Annotated in this window: 16 protein-coding genes; 4 read left to right on the top strand and 12 right to left on the bottom strand. The window is 35.9% G+C overall.

What is annotated here, in order from left to right; translation table 11 throughout:
- Positions 1-756 carry a glycosyltransferase family 25 protein gene (locus RMA95_RS05630; protein ID WP_263614578.1) on the bottom strand — a complete coding sequence of 252 codons (756 nt, stop codon included), beginning with the start codon at positions 754-756 and terminating at the stop codon, positions 1-3.
- A gap of 68 nt (positions 757-824) precedes the next feature.
- On the opposite strand from RMA95_RS05630, the gene ghy reads away from it, so the two are divergent.
- Positions 825-1,715, top strand: coding sequence for a glycosyl hydrolase Ghy (ghy, locus tag RMA95_RS05625; RefSeq protein ID WP_311069843.1), 891 nt, complete (start codon positions 825-827; stop codon positions 1,713-1,715).
- Here ghy and RMA95_RS05620 read toward each other — a convergent pair.
- From RMA95_RS05620 to RMA95_RS05605, 4 genes are read right to left on the bottom strand one after another with little or no spacing between them, the layout of a single operon-like run.
- Positions 1,712-2,746 (bottom strand): glycosyltransferase, encoded by a 1,035-nt coding sequence (locus RMA95_RS05620; RefSeq protein ID WP_311069842.1) that lies wholly within the window; start codon positions 2,744-2,746, stop codon positions 1,712-1,714. The two genes, ghy and RMA95_RS05620, sit on opposite strands and share 4 nt — an antisense overlap.
- 11 nt (positions 2,747-2,757) lie before the next feature.
- Positions 2,758-3,522 (bottom strand): glycosyltransferase family 2 protein, encoded by a 765-nt coding sequence (locus RMA95_RS05615; RefSeq protein ID WP_311069841.1) that lies wholly within the window; start codon positions 3,520-3,522, stop codon positions 2,758-2,760.
- A complete protein-coding gene (locus RMA95_RS05610) occupies positions 3,519-4,274 on the bottom strand; it encodes a polysaccharide deacetylase family protein (RefSeq protein WP_311069840.1) in 756 nt (251 codons plus the stop codon). The genes RMA95_RS05615 and RMA95_RS05610 overlap by 4 nt, the downstream gene beginning before the upstream one ends.
- The gene (locus RMA95_RS05605; protein ID WP_311069839.1) at positions 4,271-5,299 is read right to left on the bottom strand and encodes a glycosyltransferase; all 1,029 of its coding nucleotides are present in this window, start codon (positions 5,297-5,299) and stop codon (positions 4,271-4,273) included. The genes RMA95_RS05610 and RMA95_RS05605 overlap by 4 nt, the downstream gene beginning before the upstream one ends.
- A 125-nt stretch (positions 5,300-5,424) precedes the next feature.
- Here RMA95_RS05605 and RMA95_RS05600 point away from each other — a divergent pair, with 125 nt between their 5' ends.
- Positions 5,425-6,999, top strand: coding sequence for a phosphoethanolamine transferase (locus tag RMA95_RS05600; RefSeq protein WP_311069838.1), 1,575 nt, complete (start codon positions 5,425-5,427; stop codon positions 6,997-6,999).
- On the opposite strand, the gene RMA95_RS05595 is transcribed toward RMA95_RS05600, so the two are convergent.
- From RMA95_RS05595 to RMA95_RS05580, 4 genes are all read right to left on the bottom strand, one after another.
- Complete coding sequence (locus tag RMA95_RS05595) at positions 6,984-7,868, bottom strand: ELM1/GtrOC1 family putative glycosyltransferase (RefSeq protein WP_311069837.1); 885 nt, start codon at positions 7,866-7,868, stop codon at positions 6,984-6,986. The genes RMA95_RS05600 and RMA95_RS05595 overlap by 16 nt on opposite strands.
- Before the next feature lie 67 nt (positions 7,869-7,935).
- Positions 7,936-8,862 carry a branched-chain amino acid transaminase gene (locus tag RMA95_RS05590; protein WP_004705670.1) on the bottom strand — a complete coding sequence of 309 codons (927 nt, stop codon included), beginning with the start codon at positions 8,860-8,862 and terminating at the stop codon, positions 7,936-7,938.
- Positions 8,863-8,886: 24 nt separating this feature from the next.
- Entirely contained in the window at positions 8,887-11,637 is a 2,751-nt protein-coding gene (gene glnE, locus RMA95_RS05585) for a bifunctional [glutamate--ammonia ligase]-adenylyl-L-tyrosine phosphorylase/[glutamate--ammonia-ligase] adenylyltransferase (RefSeq protein ID WP_311069836.1), read from the bottom strand.
- Between the two features lie 68 nt (positions 11,638-11,705).
- On the bottom strand, positions 11,706-12,974 hold the full coding sequence (locus RMA95_RS05580) for a HAMP domain-containing sensor histidine kinase (protein ID WP_311069835.1): 1,269 nt from the start codon (positions 12,972-12,974) through the stop codon (positions 11,706-11,708).
- A gap of 400 nt (positions 12,975-13,374) precedes the next feature.
- Between RMA95_RS05580 and RMA95_RS05575 the strand changes: the two genes are divergently transcribed.
- Positions 13,375-13,698, top strand: coding sequence for a DUF2511 domain-containing protein (locus tag RMA95_RS05575; protein WP_311069834.1), 324 nt, complete (start codon positions 13,375-13,377; stop codon positions 13,696-13,698).
- A gap of 31 nt (positions 13,699-13,729) precedes the next feature.
- On the opposite strand, the gene RMA95_RS05570 is transcribed toward RMA95_RS05575, so the two are convergent.
- From RMA95_RS05570 to RMA95_RS05560, 3 genes are all read right to left on the bottom strand, one after another.
- Positions 13,730-15,142, bottom strand: a complete 1,413-nt coding sequence (locus RMA95_RS05570) for a hypothetical protein (RefSeq protein ID WP_311069833.1) — start codon at positions 15,140-15,142, stop codon at positions 13,730-13,732.
- Between the two features lie 131 nt (positions 15,143-15,273).
- On the bottom strand, positions 15,274-16,320 hold the full coding sequence (locus RMA95_RS05565) for a hypothetical protein (protein WP_311069832.1): 1,047 nt from the start codon (positions 16,318-16,320) through the stop codon (positions 15,274-15,276).
- A gap of 103 nt (positions 16,321-16,423) precedes the next feature.
- Positions 16,424-16,786: a hypothetical protein gene (locus RMA95_RS05560; RefSeq protein WP_311069831.1), complete on the bottom strand. Its 363-nt coding sequence runs from the start codon at positions 16,784-16,786 to the stop codon at positions 16,424-16,426.
- Positions 16,787-16,891: 105 nt separating this feature from the next.
- Here RMA95_RS05560 and RMA95_RS05555 point away from each other — a divergent pair, with 105 nt between their 5' ends.
- Positions 16,892-17,269 (top strand): ProQ/FINO family protein, encoded by a 378-nt coding sequence (locus tag RMA95_RS05555; RefSeq protein WP_311069830.1) that lies wholly within the window; start codon positions 16,892-16,894, stop codon positions 17,267-17,269.
- The last annotated feature ends 123 nt before the right edge of the window (positions 17,270-17,392 follow it).

Genomic DNA, 17,392 nt, shown 5'->3' with positions numbered 1-17,392 from the left:
CTAAATTATATATTTATTAAGTATATATTTCTTTAATTTAACTCTTAAGTAACGTAAAAAATCACTGTCATCTTTAGAAAGTGGAGTGATTAAGCTTCGTTCTCTTTCCAAATAACTTAAAGCATCATTATTTTCAATAATAGGATGATCGAATAAAAAACTGACATAGAAGCTAAAATCCCCTCGTCCCACAAGGTCTTGCCAATGGTCGTAAATTTTTATCGGTTGATGATAATCAACTAACATTTGAGCCATTTTACGGTCTACAACATAGGCATAAGCATAAGCAAGTTTTTCAAGATAGTCGTAATCAACTTTTAAAACTTTTTGGTTATATAATTCTTCTGGTAAAAATTTTCCACGAACGCGATTGCATATTTTCATTTGAATACCGCCCAAGCTTAGAAAAAAGCACGGACCTAGGTTCAAAGAACTAATATGTTTTTCTAAGTCTTGGAAATCAATTTCAAAACGCTCGATCACATCATCTTCAAAAATAATGGCGTATTCTTCATCGGAGCTTAAAAAATCTTTTAAAGCAGCAATATGAGACATGGCACAACCAAGCTCACCAGGCGTCATCGGTTTTTTCTTGCCAGCTACACCTTGTTGAAAATACTCACTAACACTTAAATTTTTCCCTATAACCCCAAATTGCTTAAATTCATCGCGATATTTGTAAAATGTTGGCTGAGAGTACAGCTTTTTTAAACGTTCACTATTCGTAGATTCAATACTGATTAAATATTTTTTCATTTCATTCAAATGTTAAAATGAGTCAGGGATAGTCTATCTAATTATAGTTATATCGAGTGTAAAATTTAATGCTAAATCGCCTAATCCAAAAAAAATGGTACAAGTACCAACAAGCAAAAAAAGCAAAAACTTTTGACTCTCATTGGTATATGCGTTTTGGCTGGTTAGAACAACCTTTTACAACACTTGAGCAATTAAATTCTCTTTTTGAGATCCATTCCCCTAGAAAGTTTACCTTTGCAGATAGCTTTTATGCTTATGAAAATGGCCGTCATTTCATTTTTTTTGAAGAAGTTGATGACGAACATCCAGTAGGTTTTCTTTCTGTTTTAGAAGTCTTTAAAGATGGCACCTACACACCACCAGAGACAATCTTAAAGCTCGACTATCACCTTTCTTATCCTTGTGTATTTAAGTTAGAAGACACTTGGTACATGATGCCAGAAACTTCTACCAACAAGACAATTGAACTTTGGAAATGTACCGAATTTCCATTGAAATGGGAAAAGCATTCTAATCTGATAGAGAATATCGAAGCAGTCGACAGCACCCCTTTCTATCATGAAGGCTTATGGTATCTTTTTACTTCAACACGGCGTGATTGTAAGAAATTTGGTGATCGTTTAGATTTATTTTTTACCGAAGATATTTTAAAACCAAACTGGCAAGAGCACCCAATGAACCCAGTGTGCCGAGGCAGTCAGCAGTTCCGTATGGCAGGTAAACCTTTTATTTATAAAGGGCAACTGGTTCGACCAAGCCAAGATTCGTTAAAACGTTATGGCGGCAATATCGAATTAAAGGCAATTACTCAGCTTAGCCCGACAGCTTATGAAGAAAAATTACTAGAAGTAGTTTTACCAGACTGGAATCAAGCAGATGACGGCTGCCATACGATTAATGTCGAAGATAACTTCGTGGTACTTGATGCCATTCGCCTTACACCAAAAAATAATTAAGTTTTCAGCAGGCCTTTATAAATATTAAGCGTCTGCTCAACCATAGCTGGTACAGTCAGTTCAGCCTTGGCTTTTGCATATAAAGGGCCAAAGTCGTTTTGAGCCTCAGGTTGAAGCGCACATTTAATCGCTTTTGCTAAATCTTGTGCATCTCCAATTTCTGCCAGATATTGATCTGGCAGCCACTCAATTACACCGTTTACTTTAGTTGCAGCCATTGCTTTATCAGCCTGTAAAGCTTCGACCATAACAAGTGGAAAACCTTCACGGTCTGATGATAAAACTACAATATCTGCCAATTGCACCAGATCTCGAGCATCAGTTCTAAACCCAAGAAAAGCGACCCGATCTTGCATGTTTAATTCACTAACTTGTTTTTCTAAACTTGCTCGAAGTGAACCATCACCAATAATCCATAAATTGGCATCAATCTCTTGCATTGACTCAATCAGTAAACTGATATTTTTTACTGGCTCTAGACGTCCAATACACATAACAACTTTTTTGCTTGTGCCTAGCTCAGCAAAATCTTTTTGAATCGATTGAAGTAACTTTTCTTTATTTTCAACTGTAAGTACAGGTTGAGGATATATCCCGTTATAAACCACGTGTGCTTTAGACTCTGGAATGCCTTGCGTGAGCGCTTGACTCACTGCAATAACCGCATCACCTGCTAAATAGGCAGATTTATTCTTTTTAGTACCATGTACCGTCGTTACAAATTTTGGGCCAGATAAAAATGGCTTAATTCGGGCAATCAGCTCAGCCGCCTTTCCTGCTTGTGCATGAACAATAGCGGGTTGAATTTGCTGAATGAGATTTTTAAGTTGCCAGAGTAAAAAAATATTCCAACGGCTTCGCGCAAAATCAACCGCATGAAAATGTACTTGTTGGTTAAACTTGTCTAGATAGCAAGGATGTGCAATCACATGTACTTCATGGTTTAAAGCAAGCTCATTAACAAGATTAAAAGTGTGCTGCTCTAAACCACCAACTCCACCACTAGTTGCCAATACCTGAACAATTTTCATAGCTTGCCTACTTATTTTTTATCTTTATTCATGGTCTGTTCAAAGAGTTTGGCTTCTTTTAGAAATGCATAAAAGGCATTAATCATACTATTTACGAAACCACGCCAACCATTTAAGAAACTACGGCGAATAAAATAAGACTTCATAAAAGTCATAGGCATCACCAAAACCAATTTTGCAATGCTTGGAGACTTTCCTTTTTGGTATTTCTCTAATGCTTTTAAGTTGGAATATTGGTTATTTTTTTCGACCTTAACGAAAATGCTCGACTCACCATAATGATAAATATCATGTTGAGCACGCTGAGATTCACCCTCTACAATCACATTTTCATGGACCTTATTGGCAAGATCATAATGTCCTTTAGACTTGCGAAAAAAACGCACTTTCGCATGTTTTTTAGTATGTTTGCTGTTGGGAACACCTAAAAACACGTCATTAATCGGTGTGATTAAAGCATCAAGCTTGTTTTGCTGAATGGTATCAACAATTTCTTGCTTTAACTCGTTAGATAAGACTTCATCGCCATCTAAGTTAAGCACCCAATCATTTCGGCACTTTGCTAAAGCCAAACTTTTTTGTCCAGCATAACCTTGCCAGTCTTGATGAGAGATTTGCGTATTTTCGAAGCGCTGAGCAATTTCATAAGTATTATCAGTACTGCCAGAGTCTAAAATAATAACTTCATCAAACTCACTGACACTTTGTAAAGTTCGCTCTAACCAAGCACCACAATTTAAAGTAACAATGTAGACACTACATGGAATTTTATTCATAACTTATAACGTCCTTTAGCAAGGGCGATACGCATCTGTAAAGCATTCATGGCACCATGCGTGCTGACACGTGGAATATTAAATTGATTAACTGCTTCGTAAGCTTCGATTTTTTTACGAGTCGATACTGCGTTTTTAAAGCCAATCTCTTCAGCCATTTTCTGATGCTTTTCGTTAAATCGACCAAACGGATAGGCAAAGCTTGGACACTTCCCAACTAATGCTTCAACGTCACGTTTAGACTGAAGCATCTCATCATAAGCAGTTTGATCATCAAGCTTAAGTAAGTTCACATGATGCTGGGTATGCGCACCGAACTCAATTAAGCCAGAGTTCGCCATTTCATGGATTTGCTCATGAGTTAGCTTTTCGATTCCTTCAATTTGCGTCGCCAAATAAATGGTTGCCTTTGCATTATATTTTTTAAGTAATGGATAGGCATAAAGATAATTATCCATAAAGCCATCATCGAAACTTAAAGCAACGACATTTTTTTGATTCCGGTATTGTTCAAGCTCAGAGACAAAACAAAAAGTAGCTCCTTTACGCGTCAACAACTGTAAGAGTTGTTCAAACTTTTCAGGAGGCATGTTCATACCAGAGGCTGCATCTTTAGGTGTAACCTGATGCAACATCACAATGCGTGGTAGTTTATTCGAACGAAACGGAAGCCAGAAAGTATAATTACCCAGCACATATAACAGTGCAGCAAGTACTAATAGGCCTACCGCAACGTACAAAAACCACATCATGCATAAACCTCATGTGACCATTCATAATCTTCTGAAAGGGGCTGCTTAAATGTCACTTCAACCATAAACTGGGTGATGCGTTTAGCATTGAAAGACCTACGTGTTTTCTCCCAGCCCTCTTTCGCTATTTTTTCAGCCTGATCTGGGTTTTGATCAAAGAATTGGATTTTCTTGGCCAAGTCAAACTGATCATCAAAGTAAACCACTTCCTGCTCGGTGTAGAGCTTCTCAAAGCCCGGAATTCTTGGGCTAAAAGTCAATAAACCATTACCAGTCAGCTGTACAATACGGTCAGAACTATACAAGGTTACATCATTACGGCGTGAGTAATTAAGTCCCATTTTTGTTTCAGATAGAACTTTATAATAAGCTTTACCATAAACACCTGGTTGTTCAAAACAGCCATAATATTGATAGTTTACATGACCTTGTTGCAGAGCATCTGCCAAATCTTTTAAGAACTTTTCACGCTCAGGTTCTTTATAGACCACACCGCAGAAAATAAATGTCTTGTCAGTCTTAGAGTTGGAAAACTGTTGTAGAGTTTCTACATTACGATGACCCACATTAGGCAGATAGGCTACGCTTAAATGAGGCTGCTTTAATTTCTGTAGATACTCACCACCAGTTGTACAGAAAATAGCATCTAAATACGGAGAGAATGCCTTTACAAAGCCAAGTTTGCTCTCTAAATAAAGCGGGTCAACATACCAAAATGCAATTTTAGTATTTGGATAAGCTTCTTTAATTTGTCTGAGGACATCTGGACTCATCAAGTCACTATGACCAATAAGCACCAAATCAGGCTCAATGTTATTGACGACTTTTAATACTTCTTTGTTGGCCCAATTAGCACCCAATTTTTTTGTTTTAAAAATGGTGCCCATTCGAGCCATATCACGAAAACTAAAATCATAAACGAAATGGCCATTTTCAATTAATCCGGCAGAAATTTTACGGTCTGTGCAGTAAAAATGTGCGCCTTGTTTATTAAAGCCAAAATTTGCGATATGCAATATTTTCATTCTTAACTCTATAATTCCATCAATTCTGGAGATGAACTAAAATATTATATCATGCCTGAAATTATGTAGACCCTGTTATCAAAATATAGGATGATATCGCGCTTTTACACTTGGAACAGCTTGGCGTGATTTTTCGACTCAAAACAGGAAAGTTATGGTTCTTTATTTATTGCTTTATGCTGCTTGTTCCATCATGCATTATTTCCAGTGATGGTTTTTTCAAAGCCCTATATCCGCTTATTTTTTTCGTTTTTTTAATTTATCATTACCGCCGTTTTTTTTGGCTTAGCTTACCTATTTATCTTTTAAGTCCTTTTGCACTGTACTACGAAATTACCTATAACGCCCCAACTGAAATTTCAGTATGGCTCACAATTTTGGGTAGCTCTACAACTGAAGGTAAAGTTTATTTATCAACATTAGATCTTCCTTTAGCAATTGGATTGATTATCGCGTATATCATTCCTCTAGTTTTCTTTTATTATTTTATTCCAAATCAACGGCTAAACACTCCTATATGGCTACGTATTTTAGCCTTATGTCTTATTTTTTCACCCATTCAACGCTACTTTAAAGCACCTGATCATCAGCAAGGATTTCTAAATGTATATCGTCATTTTAAACAGTCTTATCCTTTAAATTTACTTCTTGGTTTACCTGCAGCGAGTCTTGAGGTAAATCGAGTAAAAGACTTTATAGCGACACAAAATGAAATTGAATGCACACAAGTTAAGGAAACTCGCCCTACCATTACGGTATTAGTTATTGGGGAAAGTGCTCGACGCGACCGTTTAAGTTTATTTGGCTATACCAAAAATAATACAACACCATATCTAGAAAAATATAAGAAAGATTTATGGTTATTTAATAACACAATTTCAGGCTCTTATATGACCAGTAAGTCTGTACCTACCTTATTAACAGGAAAGCTAAACGGTACTGATAATTTAAGCCCTTCTATTGTGAATGCTTTCAACGCAGCAGGCTACAAAACTTACTGGTTTAGCGCACAATCTCAATATGGAGAATATGATTCCCTTGTTTCAGCCTATGCATCTTCTGCTCAAGAAACCCAATTTTTGACGCAACATTCATATTCAGCATCACTAGAAACGCATTATGATGAGGAACTACTCAAATCATTTGATCGAGCATTGGCAGAAAAAACACACCATAAATTCATTGTGTTACACCTTTATGGTTCACATGCAGATTTTGCAAAACGCTATCCACCACAATTTAATAAATTTAAAGATACCTATGACAATACGGTACTTTATACAGACTATCTACTCAATGAAGTTATTCAGAAACTAAAAGCAACTAATGTGGACGCCAACTTAATTTACACATCTGACCATGGACTGAACCTTGGAGAATGTAAAGAAAATAGCTCACTGCATTTAGATATGAAAAATAATTTCGATGTTCCGTTAATTATGTGGAGCTCAAACTCATGGAAGCAACATCATCCAGAGATGGCGGGTACTCTTTCTAAAGAACAAAGTAGTGCTATTAGTTCAATTAATATATTACCTACACTCTTAGATATGAGAGGTATTCACTGTAAAAACATTTCTCAAGAGAGATCGTTATTTAATTCGAAATACAAAACATATCCAAGAGAAATTTTAGCAACATCAGAAACGGTCAACTATGATAAAGGTCACGATGACAGCCAATGTCATTTAGTGATTTGATGCACAACCCGATCCGCTTCCTGTAGGACCTGTCCTTCAGGAAGCAAATTTATATCAAATACATTTGCTATTAACTTTTCCTCTAGCAGCCTATCAACCGAATTAGTAATACGATCTTGTTTGAGTCTGTCCATTGCAACCACACCGACTCGGCAACCCGCAGTAAGTGCCTCATAAATCATAGAAACACTATCTTCTGTTACCCACACCGCTTCTGCTTTTTGCATTTCCTCAAAAATCCAACCTTGAGGTGTTTGCTCAACCGGACATATCTGTAATTTTTTGGCGGAACTTTGTTGTTTTAAAATGTCTATAAAACCGGCTGGAGTCCGTCGTGAGGTCGTCAGAATAATTTCAGAATCTGGATTATGCTCAACAATTTGTTGAAGAGACAATAATACTTTTTCTTGGTTCCATTGATGTCGTTTAGATGAACCACCCAATGCAATTAAAATTCTGGCTGTTTGATGTCGATTTTCATTACGAATAGGATTTAATGCACCACGTGTGACAATCACATGGCTATCGGCGTGAATACCATCATGCTCTGGAATAACAGCATAGTCGAACCAAGCAATAGGTAAATTTGGCTTCATTAAGATAACAGTCTTCGCCTTTTTAAAAATTTTACCCAGTAACCAGACCCGAAAGTGTGTATGGCTCCCAACTCCAAATATAAAATTGGGTGCTTGTTCAAATAGAGTATTTTTTGAAAAGAAAAGTGCTTTGATTAGAGAAATAATAGGCAAGTCATTAATAAAAACTTCTTCAAAAGTTGCATTTGCCTGCTGTCTTTGCATCGCCTGAAATAAACCTAAAGCCTGTGAACGATGCCCTGCTTTACCATCAGAGACATAGACAATATGCATAAAAACTCCCTAACCAAAAAATAAAAAGGCGAAACCAATGTTCGCCTTTTCATGTTAGCGGATTAACTTATTTTACGTAAGTTAACCAGTGTTCATATTTCGGATTTCTACCTTGAACTGCATCAAAGTAAGTTTTTTGGATTTCAGTGGTAATTGGGCCACGGGTACCTGAACCGATTGGACGGTCATCGTATTCACGAATTGGTGTTACTTCAGCAGCAGTACCTGTGAAGAATGCTTCGTCTGCAATATAGAATTCGTCACGTGTAATACGGCGCTCAACAACTTGGTAACCAAGATCTCTAGCAATCGTCATCACAGTTTGACGTGTAATACCGTCAAGTGCACCGCCAGCGATATCTGGAGTATGTAAAACACCATCTTTAATCAAGAATACGTTTTCGCCAGAACCTTGGCATACATAACCTTGTGGGTCCATGAGCATTGCTTCATCGTAACCAGAGTGAGCAACTTCTTGGTGAGCAAGAATTGACAACGTGTAGTTACCAGATGCTTTTGCTTTACACATGGTCACGTTTGGATGATGGTGAGTAAATGATGAAGTTTTAACGCGAATACCTTTCGCCATTGCTTCATCACCAAGGTATGCACCCCATGCCCATGCAGCAACAGCGGCATGAATGGTGTTATTTGTTGCAGCAATACCTAGTTTTTCTGAACCGATCCAAATAAGCGGACGTAAATAGCAAGAAGCTAATTTATTTTCACGTACAACATCGATTTGTGCTTGTTCAAGCGTTGCTTGATCATACGGCACTTTCATTTGATAAATTTTTGCTGAATTTAACAAACGTTTTGTGTGGTCTTGGAGACGGAAAATTGCAGTACCTTTAGGAGTTTCATAAGCACGAACCCCCTCAAATACGCCCATACTGTAGTGTAATGTATGAGTTAAAACGTGAATCTTTGCATCACGCCAATCAATTAATTTTCCATCTTGCCAAATAAAACCATCACGATCAGCCAAATTCATGGAACACTCCAAATTGTTATAAAATCATTCACTATCCAACTCAACCGAGGCGGTTGGGTCTATTAATCTTTGCCATAAATTGCAAACGACCGCACGGGTACTACGCCAGTCCGCTGCGCTGACTTGCATGGATTGATTCGCAAGGGCTAAGCGGTGGCTTTCGGCACGTTCACTAAGATAGGCTCGAATTAATGCTGTGGCATCTTCACTGGATAAGCAGTCTGCTTTAGCAGCATCTTCTAATATTCTTACATTATCAGAATAATGGGCGAGATCTGGTTTCGTCCCGCTCCATGCAAGTACAGCATACTGTGCCATAAATTCGATATCTACGATACCACCTGCGTCCTGTTTTAAATGAAAAATACCATGTTTTTTTTGTTCAGAAGACGAACCTAAGTGGTCTTTCATTTTCTGACGCATTTTCAACACTTCCTCACGAACATAAGCTTCCTCTCTAGATTGAGTCAATATCTCGCGGCGAAATATTTCAAATTTTTGGCAAAGCGTTTCATCACCTGCTATAGAGCGTGCTCGAACGAGTGCCTGATGCTCCCAAAGCCATGCACTTTTCAACTGATAGTGTTCATAGGCTTTCAGACTGGTCACTAATAAACCAGCCTCACCTGAGGGTCTTAAGCGTGTATCAATTTCATAGACGCGGCCATCAAGCGTTTGAGTGGTCATGAGTGACATAAACTTTTGAGCAACACGCATAGCAAACTCAAAGCCAGTAATCGCTTTAGTTCCATCTGTATCGGCTTGTTCATCAAGATAGTGAATAAAGACCAGATCCAAGTCAGAACCATAGCCCAGTTCAATACCACCCACCTTGCCATACCCAATAACAGCAAAGGCTTTATAGTCAAGAGAGCAACGTTTTCCCTCAACATCCTTTGGATAACCATGACGTTTTGCTACGGTCTGATAAGCTAAATGGAGAGTTGCATTAACACTCACTTCAGCAATATCTGTTAATGCATCGGACACCTTCATGAGAGGACTTTCAGCTAATACATCACTTGCAGCGACTGTGAGCACATTACTCTTTTTAAACAAGCGAAGTACCCGCATTTGGTCTTCAACTTGATCAATTTCGATGCGAAGCAATTGCTGGCGTAATGAGTCTTCCAAGTCCTTACGTTTTGGCAACTCAAAATCCATCGATAAAAACTCATCCAGCAGCACTGGATATTGCGTTAGCTCTTCACAAATCCACGGACTCACCGTCGCCATTTTCACTAAGCGTTGCAGTGCCCCTTTACTTTCAATCAACATCACCAAATACACGGTTCGACGCATGACCGATTCAATCAGCGGCATTAAACGTAATAATGCAGTTTGTGGTTGTTCTGACTGTAAGATAGCTTCAATTAAATGAGGCCAAAATGTTTTCAAGCGTTGCACAGCATTTGAAGGAAGTTTTTTAAGTGCATGGCCATGCCAAAACTCATGAATCAGATTTTTCGCATTGTCATCTAGCACTTCATCTAGCTGTTGTTCTAACTGTCCAAAGTTCTCGGTTGCTGCATTAGAGCTAGTATCTTCAATCAGTTGTTTAAACTGAACTTTTACTTTTTGACGTTTCTCATTAAGAACATCAATAAACTCATTCCAGCTTGCGAAACCTAAGGTATCTATAATGCGTTGTCTTAAGTCCAATTCTTCTGGCAATAACTGGGTTTGCTGATCATTGAGCGCTTGAATCGCATGTTCAACACGACGTAAAAATAGGTAAGCATCTTCAAGCTCTAAAACAGCTTGTTTTTCTAACAAACCCGCCTCACCAATATGCTCAAGGCTGACTAAACATTGACGGTCTTGTAACTCACGTTTAGATCCGCCGTAAATAAGCTGGAAGACCTGAACAATAAACTCAATTTCGCGTATACCACCTGCCCCTAGCTTAATGTCATCTTCAATATGGCGGCGCAATACTTCGCGCTCAATCATCGCTTTCATGTCACGCATGGCAGCAAAAGCGGTGTAATCGACATAACGGCGGAATACAAAAGGACGTGTCATTTCTAATAAGTCTTGTCCTTCTTTACCGCCAGTCACAACACGCGCTTTAATCCATGCGTAACGCTCCCATTCACGACCATGCTGACTTAAATATTTTTCTAAAGCTGCATGACTAATCGCCAATGCTGAGCCATCTCCCCAAGGCCGTAAGCGCATGTCTACTCGAAACACAAAACCATCTGCGGTGATATGTTCGAGTAAATAAATAAGTTTTTGTCCCCATAAAATACAGAACTGCTGTACATCAATACATTTGCGACCATTGGTTTCACCTTGCTCATCAAAGGCAAAAATTAGGTCGATATCACTCGATAAGTTAAGCTCTTGAGCACCAAGCTTACCCATGGCAACAACAATCAAATCTTGAACTTTGCCTGAATAACTTAACGGTTCACCGTGTTTAGCAACCAATGCAACACGCGCAAAATCCTTTGCTGCACAAATACTGGCATCGGCAAAATCAGAAAGTTCACGAGTGAGTGTGACAACATCGGTCAGCTGATTGGCATCCTGCCAAATCCAACGAAACATTAAACGACTGCGTAAAATACGAAGTGCACGCATCCAAGTTGTTTCATCGGCAATGCCATCGAGTGTGGTTTCTACAAATTGATAAATCTGTTCTGTTGAGAGCGGTGCAGTGAATTGATCTATTTGATAATCTTGTTCTAAAACAGCCTGATGTAACCCCAAAACTTGTTCCGCGTACTGACTAGCACGCAATGTTTTTTGTAACTGCTCCGCATTCATATAAAAAAGCTCTTTTCCTCAGACTCTCTTTTTAGTTATAGCAGTTCACGTAGTAATAGGAAAAGGGATTAAACTAATTTTGCTTCAGATGTGTTTTGCTCTTCTACATGAAGCTCAGGAACTTCTTGGGCAGAAGGTAATAAAACTTTAAATGTCGTTCCAATACCCTTTTGGGAATTCACGCTAATCTTACCCTGATTAATCTCGACAAACCGCTTACATAAACTTAAACCTAATCCCGCGCCCTTTTCACCTGCTGTTCCCTTAAAGCTCGCTGTGATACGCGGATGGAATAAATTTGCCATTTGTTGTTCGCTCATGCCAAGACCAGTATCACGTACAGTGATTTCGACATTTGTGCCTACCTGCTTCGCTTCAATGAACACTTTCCCAGAGCCATCAACATCGGTAAATTTCAATGCATTTGACACCAAGTTTTGAATCACGGAAGTCATCATATTAATATCGGCATAGATTTTTAAATCTTCGGAAACCGCATTTACCAATTCAATATTTTTCTTTAAAGCCAACGTATGCAGCACATCGCAAACAATATTGCTGACTTGTCTAAGCTTGAAATTAATTGGGTGATAAACAAAACGTCCCCCCTCTGCCATCGCCCATGTTAATAAGCTTTCAAGTAAGTTATAGGTCGATTGAGAAGTATCGTATAAATAGTCAGCAATATTTTGAATACTCGATTCATCCAGTGTTTCACGTTCTTTAGCTAACACTTCGGAGAAACCTAACAAGCCATGAAATGGCGCCCGCAAGTCATGCGAAATAATAGAAAAGAACTTTGTTTTACTGGAGTTAAGCGCGACTTGCTGCTCATAGAGTTCATTTAATTCTTCATAATTAAATTTCAACTCGACTTGTTGCATAAAACTAGAACAATAATCGAGCAACAACTGAATTTGATCATTTTCAAAAGTGGTTTCATCATCATCAAAGAAAACGGCAAACCCCATAGAAGTCTGGTCGGGTTGCACCAAATGGACAGCTAAGGCACGACCACATTCAATATTTAGCTCTTTTAAATAGTTGATTAAATTTTGATAAGAAGGATGATCGTGATGAATCACCTGTTGTTTAGCAAAACATTGTTTTAAGTGTCTTGAAGGTTTAAATGAAATAGCAGTCATGCCTTCAGGACAATGATGCCAAAAGTAAGGTTCCTGATTAAAGGTAAGCAAAGCTTTTTGACACTTCAACAGGCGAACACTAAACCGGAAAAATTGCTCAATGTAGTTCTGCTCGGCATTTAATCCAAGTAATAGTGATATTCTACAAGCACTTAATTGCTCGACCTGATGTAGTTCTAATCGCTGTGTCATGCCCGCCTCACAGATTTTGTCGTTGTTAGTCGGAACCGCTCTTTGAGAAATGTACTTATAATCATTATGATCTAATACAAACTTTAACACAGTACATTAAAAGAGCAACTTTCTTTTCGAAATAGAAATGTGAAGTTTCAATTAAAGGTTTTCAGATACATAAAGTGGGTATGCTTTAGAAAAATACAACAATTATTTGAAGGTGATGAATTGTAAGATGTTAGAAATACGAGTTTATAAATAGTAGAAAGGTGATTAAAAAACACTCTCCGGGTAAGAGCTTAGGGTCTAGCTTGATTCAACTTTATAATGTAGCTCGTTTTGAATTTGGCTCAATACACCTTTTAAAAGTAAAACTACGGTATAGTTAGTGCTTACACCACAAAGCTAATTACAAATCATGAAAAAAATCATCTCTTTATTAACATTAATTATTCTAACAGCATGCTCAAGTGAACCTGAATTAAAGAAGCAAGAAGTCTCAGCAGATCAATACAAGGATAGATGGCCACTTCTTGTTAATAAAGGAACGCTAACGTGTGAATCTCCTTCACGAATTGTATTTACAGATCCTGAAGGGAACAAATATGCTGTGAATGGCAGTGCTCAAAATGACTATAGGACTATTTTTGATATAACAAAAGAAGCTGAGAACTTAGGTGTTAAATTTAAAATGAATGTAACACCGTTAATAGAAGAAGGTTCAAAATTATGTAATAACTAAAGGCCCCTTTGGACTTTTTATTTATTACCTCTTAGCCCTGATTATTATCTCTTTGATTTTTCCCTTCATTGCTACTGCTGTTAGAGCTATTTCCCCCTCCCGAAATTTGTTCAATTGCTTTCATAGCTATTGCACTTACGTTAGCTGGTAAATCTTTGAACTTCTCATTTGCTGTATCAACTAAGCCAGCATCCTTACCAAAGTAGTCTGGAACAAGATCTTTATGAATCTGATTACGCTCATCATCGTTAAGTTGATTAATGAAAGGACGTAATGTGGCAAGCTTCAACATCATATTTTCACTATGACGCATATGAACATAGGCTCGGTAAGCAACACGACTTGTATAAATAATGGATGAGAAAAGCAAGACTGAAAATATTAAACGTAATACTAGATAAGTTAATGCATTATTTTGTGTAACTGAATAAATCTTTTCAATTTTTTCAATAGGTTGATCTTTGTAATTTTCAATTAAAGTGGTAACTGGTACATCAGTTTTTTCTTTATATTCATTTAACCCATTTAATGCTAAACAGATAGATAAAATAATAATTATAAATGTAGCTATAGTCATAGACCAATAAGTAATACGCTCCCAAAAAGCTCTTTTTTTATAATGATCTGTAATTAACATTTCACCTTTAATATTAACTAAGCCCTTAAGTTGGTTGTAATCATTAAAGGTACTTTTAAAATCTTGATCTGTCTGATTAATTAAAGTTTCTAAGTTCTCTACTTTCCCTTTTACTTCGCTTTCATATTTATTATGAACACTTCCTAACGAAGATCTTAAGCTATCTATTAAAGAATTTAACTGGTCATTAAAATAGTCTTGTTGTGTTAAAACAAAACCATCTACTGTTTCTTTAATCTGGGCTGAACTAATATTCAACTCTTTGTATAATCTCTTTATCTCATCTTCCAGCAACACAACTCTATCATAAAGTTTATTGTTATTAACATTATTCTTTGCCAAATCCAACCCATATGATTTATTTAAATCATCTACTATATTTAAAATCAACTCCACTTCATCATGTGCTTCCGCATTATCAAAGATACCAACATATGATTTATTATAAAAAAATTCTGTAATAAATAAATAAAAATCCCAAATATAACTTCTTAGATAAATTTTTACATTTTTGTCATCAATTTCCTGTTTAATAATCCCACTAAAAGAGATAAAATTATCAAAATAATTTCTTATAAGCTGTACAGTATTATTATTTAAATTAGTACCAATAAACTTTTTCAGAAAATTTTCGATTCTAAAAATAATAGTTTTTAATGAATCAAAAATTGATTCATAATTCCCCTTAATAATTTCACCATTTTTAACATTAAATTGACTAATTATAGTGGGATAATAATTTTCTAATTGCTCAGCTAATTTTTTACAGAAAAATAAGTGCTTACTTTCTTCATTACTAAATAACATCTTCTTATCTCTAAATCACGGAATTCAAACAAAATAACCTTCTGAAAGTTCTCCTAAAGGCTCAGCAATACGAACTAAAAATTCTACGCAACAACGCTCCCAACTTTTCATGAAGTATCCCCTTTTTTAAACTATTTACCTTCTAAATCAGCTTTTCCACTATCAGGCATTTTTAGATCTTTTAAAGCTTTAATAAAATCAGTATTCGCTCTAATACTCTCATGCATTAAGTTTTCACCACCTGTGTAACTCTCATGGTAAATACTATTTCCAAAGTACTTATAAGCTAAATCAAATCTAATTTTCTCTTGTAATTCAATTGACAATGGCTCAATAAATCTTGGCAAACCAGCTAATTCTTTTGATGTTCTAAACGACTCATCTGCTAATCTTCTATTCATAAATGATTTTTTAAGTAAAAAAGCTGCCAATGTTGTAGAGAGTACTAACATTGATACTTTTTGAATATAAAAAGGGATATTATCTGTATTTTTTCTTTCAGGAAAAATTAATGAAAAATAACCAAAGTCTATGTCTTTAACACTTAAATTAAAACCTAAAAAATATAGAAACATTATAACTATAAGAATATAAAAACCAACTTCATAACTTCTAGATATTTTACTAAATTTCCTATAATCTTCATCATATAGTTCTTTAATAGTTTTACTTCTTAAGTCATCTAACAAAATATTAGATTCTGAAAGATTTTCTTTTAATTTTCTAAAATTCGCAAATGATTCGTCAGAGATTTCTACAGCTCGTTCTAAATCATTTAACGCACCCATATAATCTATAATTTGAGCTAAATTGCTTTCTAAATCTTTCATTTCCTTCTTAAAACTAGAATCTAAAATATTAGGTAATTTTACAATTTTCCGACCTGAATTATTTAATTCAGTATTAAGCCAAAAACTACTAATACTTTTTAAAACTTTATCATTTTCAGTTAGAGTTTCAATAATAACTTCTAAACACAAGAGTGGTTCTTCAAAGCCATATTCATAATAATTAATATCATTAATTTCAACTTGCAAAATAATTCTACGTTTATGGAGTAATCTCAATAAATTTTGTGCCAAAACTAAATTTTTATGATGTGGATTACTTTTCAATTTTTTTTCATTCTCTAAAGTCGTATTTTCTTTTATTTCTTCATTAGAAATTATCTCTCCCATTCCTAACCCCATATTATTTAAAATCTCAATACTAACATCATATTTAATTAACTACAAAAACACTAAAAAAAAATTTGTAATCTGGCTTGCTTAAATTTTTAAATTATGAGAAATCATAATATTGTCCTGTTTCATAGTCATAAAAGCTAATACCATTCCCTTTAATAGTAATTTCGTAATAACTACCACTTCCATAATGATAACCTTCGTATTTACCATTCCCTTTCTTCTTCAATGATATATGTTCACCATGTGCATAATCATAAAGGCTAAACTCACTCCCATTAAACTTTCCTTCAAAATGTGCACCTCTATCATAATCATAGAGTTTTATTTCACTTGTATTTACATTACCAGAAATATTTGGATAATTAGACTGACTATAATCAAATACGCGAGTTACCGAATTATTTGATTCAAGTTTTAGTACAGCTAAAGCAAGGGCAGCTCGTTGGTATTGTTTCATTATTTATCTTCCAATTAATTATAAAGCCTTGACGCTCATATAATATCTAAGCTACTTTCTTTTTTCTACAACAAAAATCAATATGAAACTTTAAAAAGCACGAAAATGACATCGAACAAATCACTGGCTCATAGCAAAGCAGTTTTAAACATATTAATGGAAAAATACCCTCACCTTTTCGACTTTAGAAGAGATTATATATTTCCACTCTGGACTGGTATTACAGGTGAAATTATAAAAGACTTACAAATTCACCCAGACCATCATTCATCACTTAAACGAGCGATTTGTTATTACCAGTCTTGGAACTATTACCTTCAAAACCTTGCCTTTTCTAGAACCAAATACAGTTTATGGAAAGAAGAAAAACAGAAAACAACTGCCCACGAACGTAAGCAAGCTAGGGAAAAATTGATTCAAAGAAATATATGGACACCACGAATGGAAGAAGTATTTATTGGTAAGGCTTTACAGCTTGATTGAAAGAGAACCTGCGGAAACAAACTAACTCCAGTTAGGATTTTTAGTAGAAAGTATCAGGTACTTTACTTCATCATATATTATTAAAATTTCGTGAAAATTACCTAACAAAAAACCCCTAAACCG

The organism is Acinetobacter sp. V110_1, from assembly GCF_031798975.1.
GTDB lineage: Bacteria > Pseudomonadota > Gammaproteobacteria > Pseudomonadales > Moraxellaceae > Acinetobacter > Acinetobacter nosocomialis_A.
This window is presented reverse-complemented; position numbering and strand designations above follow the sequence as displayed.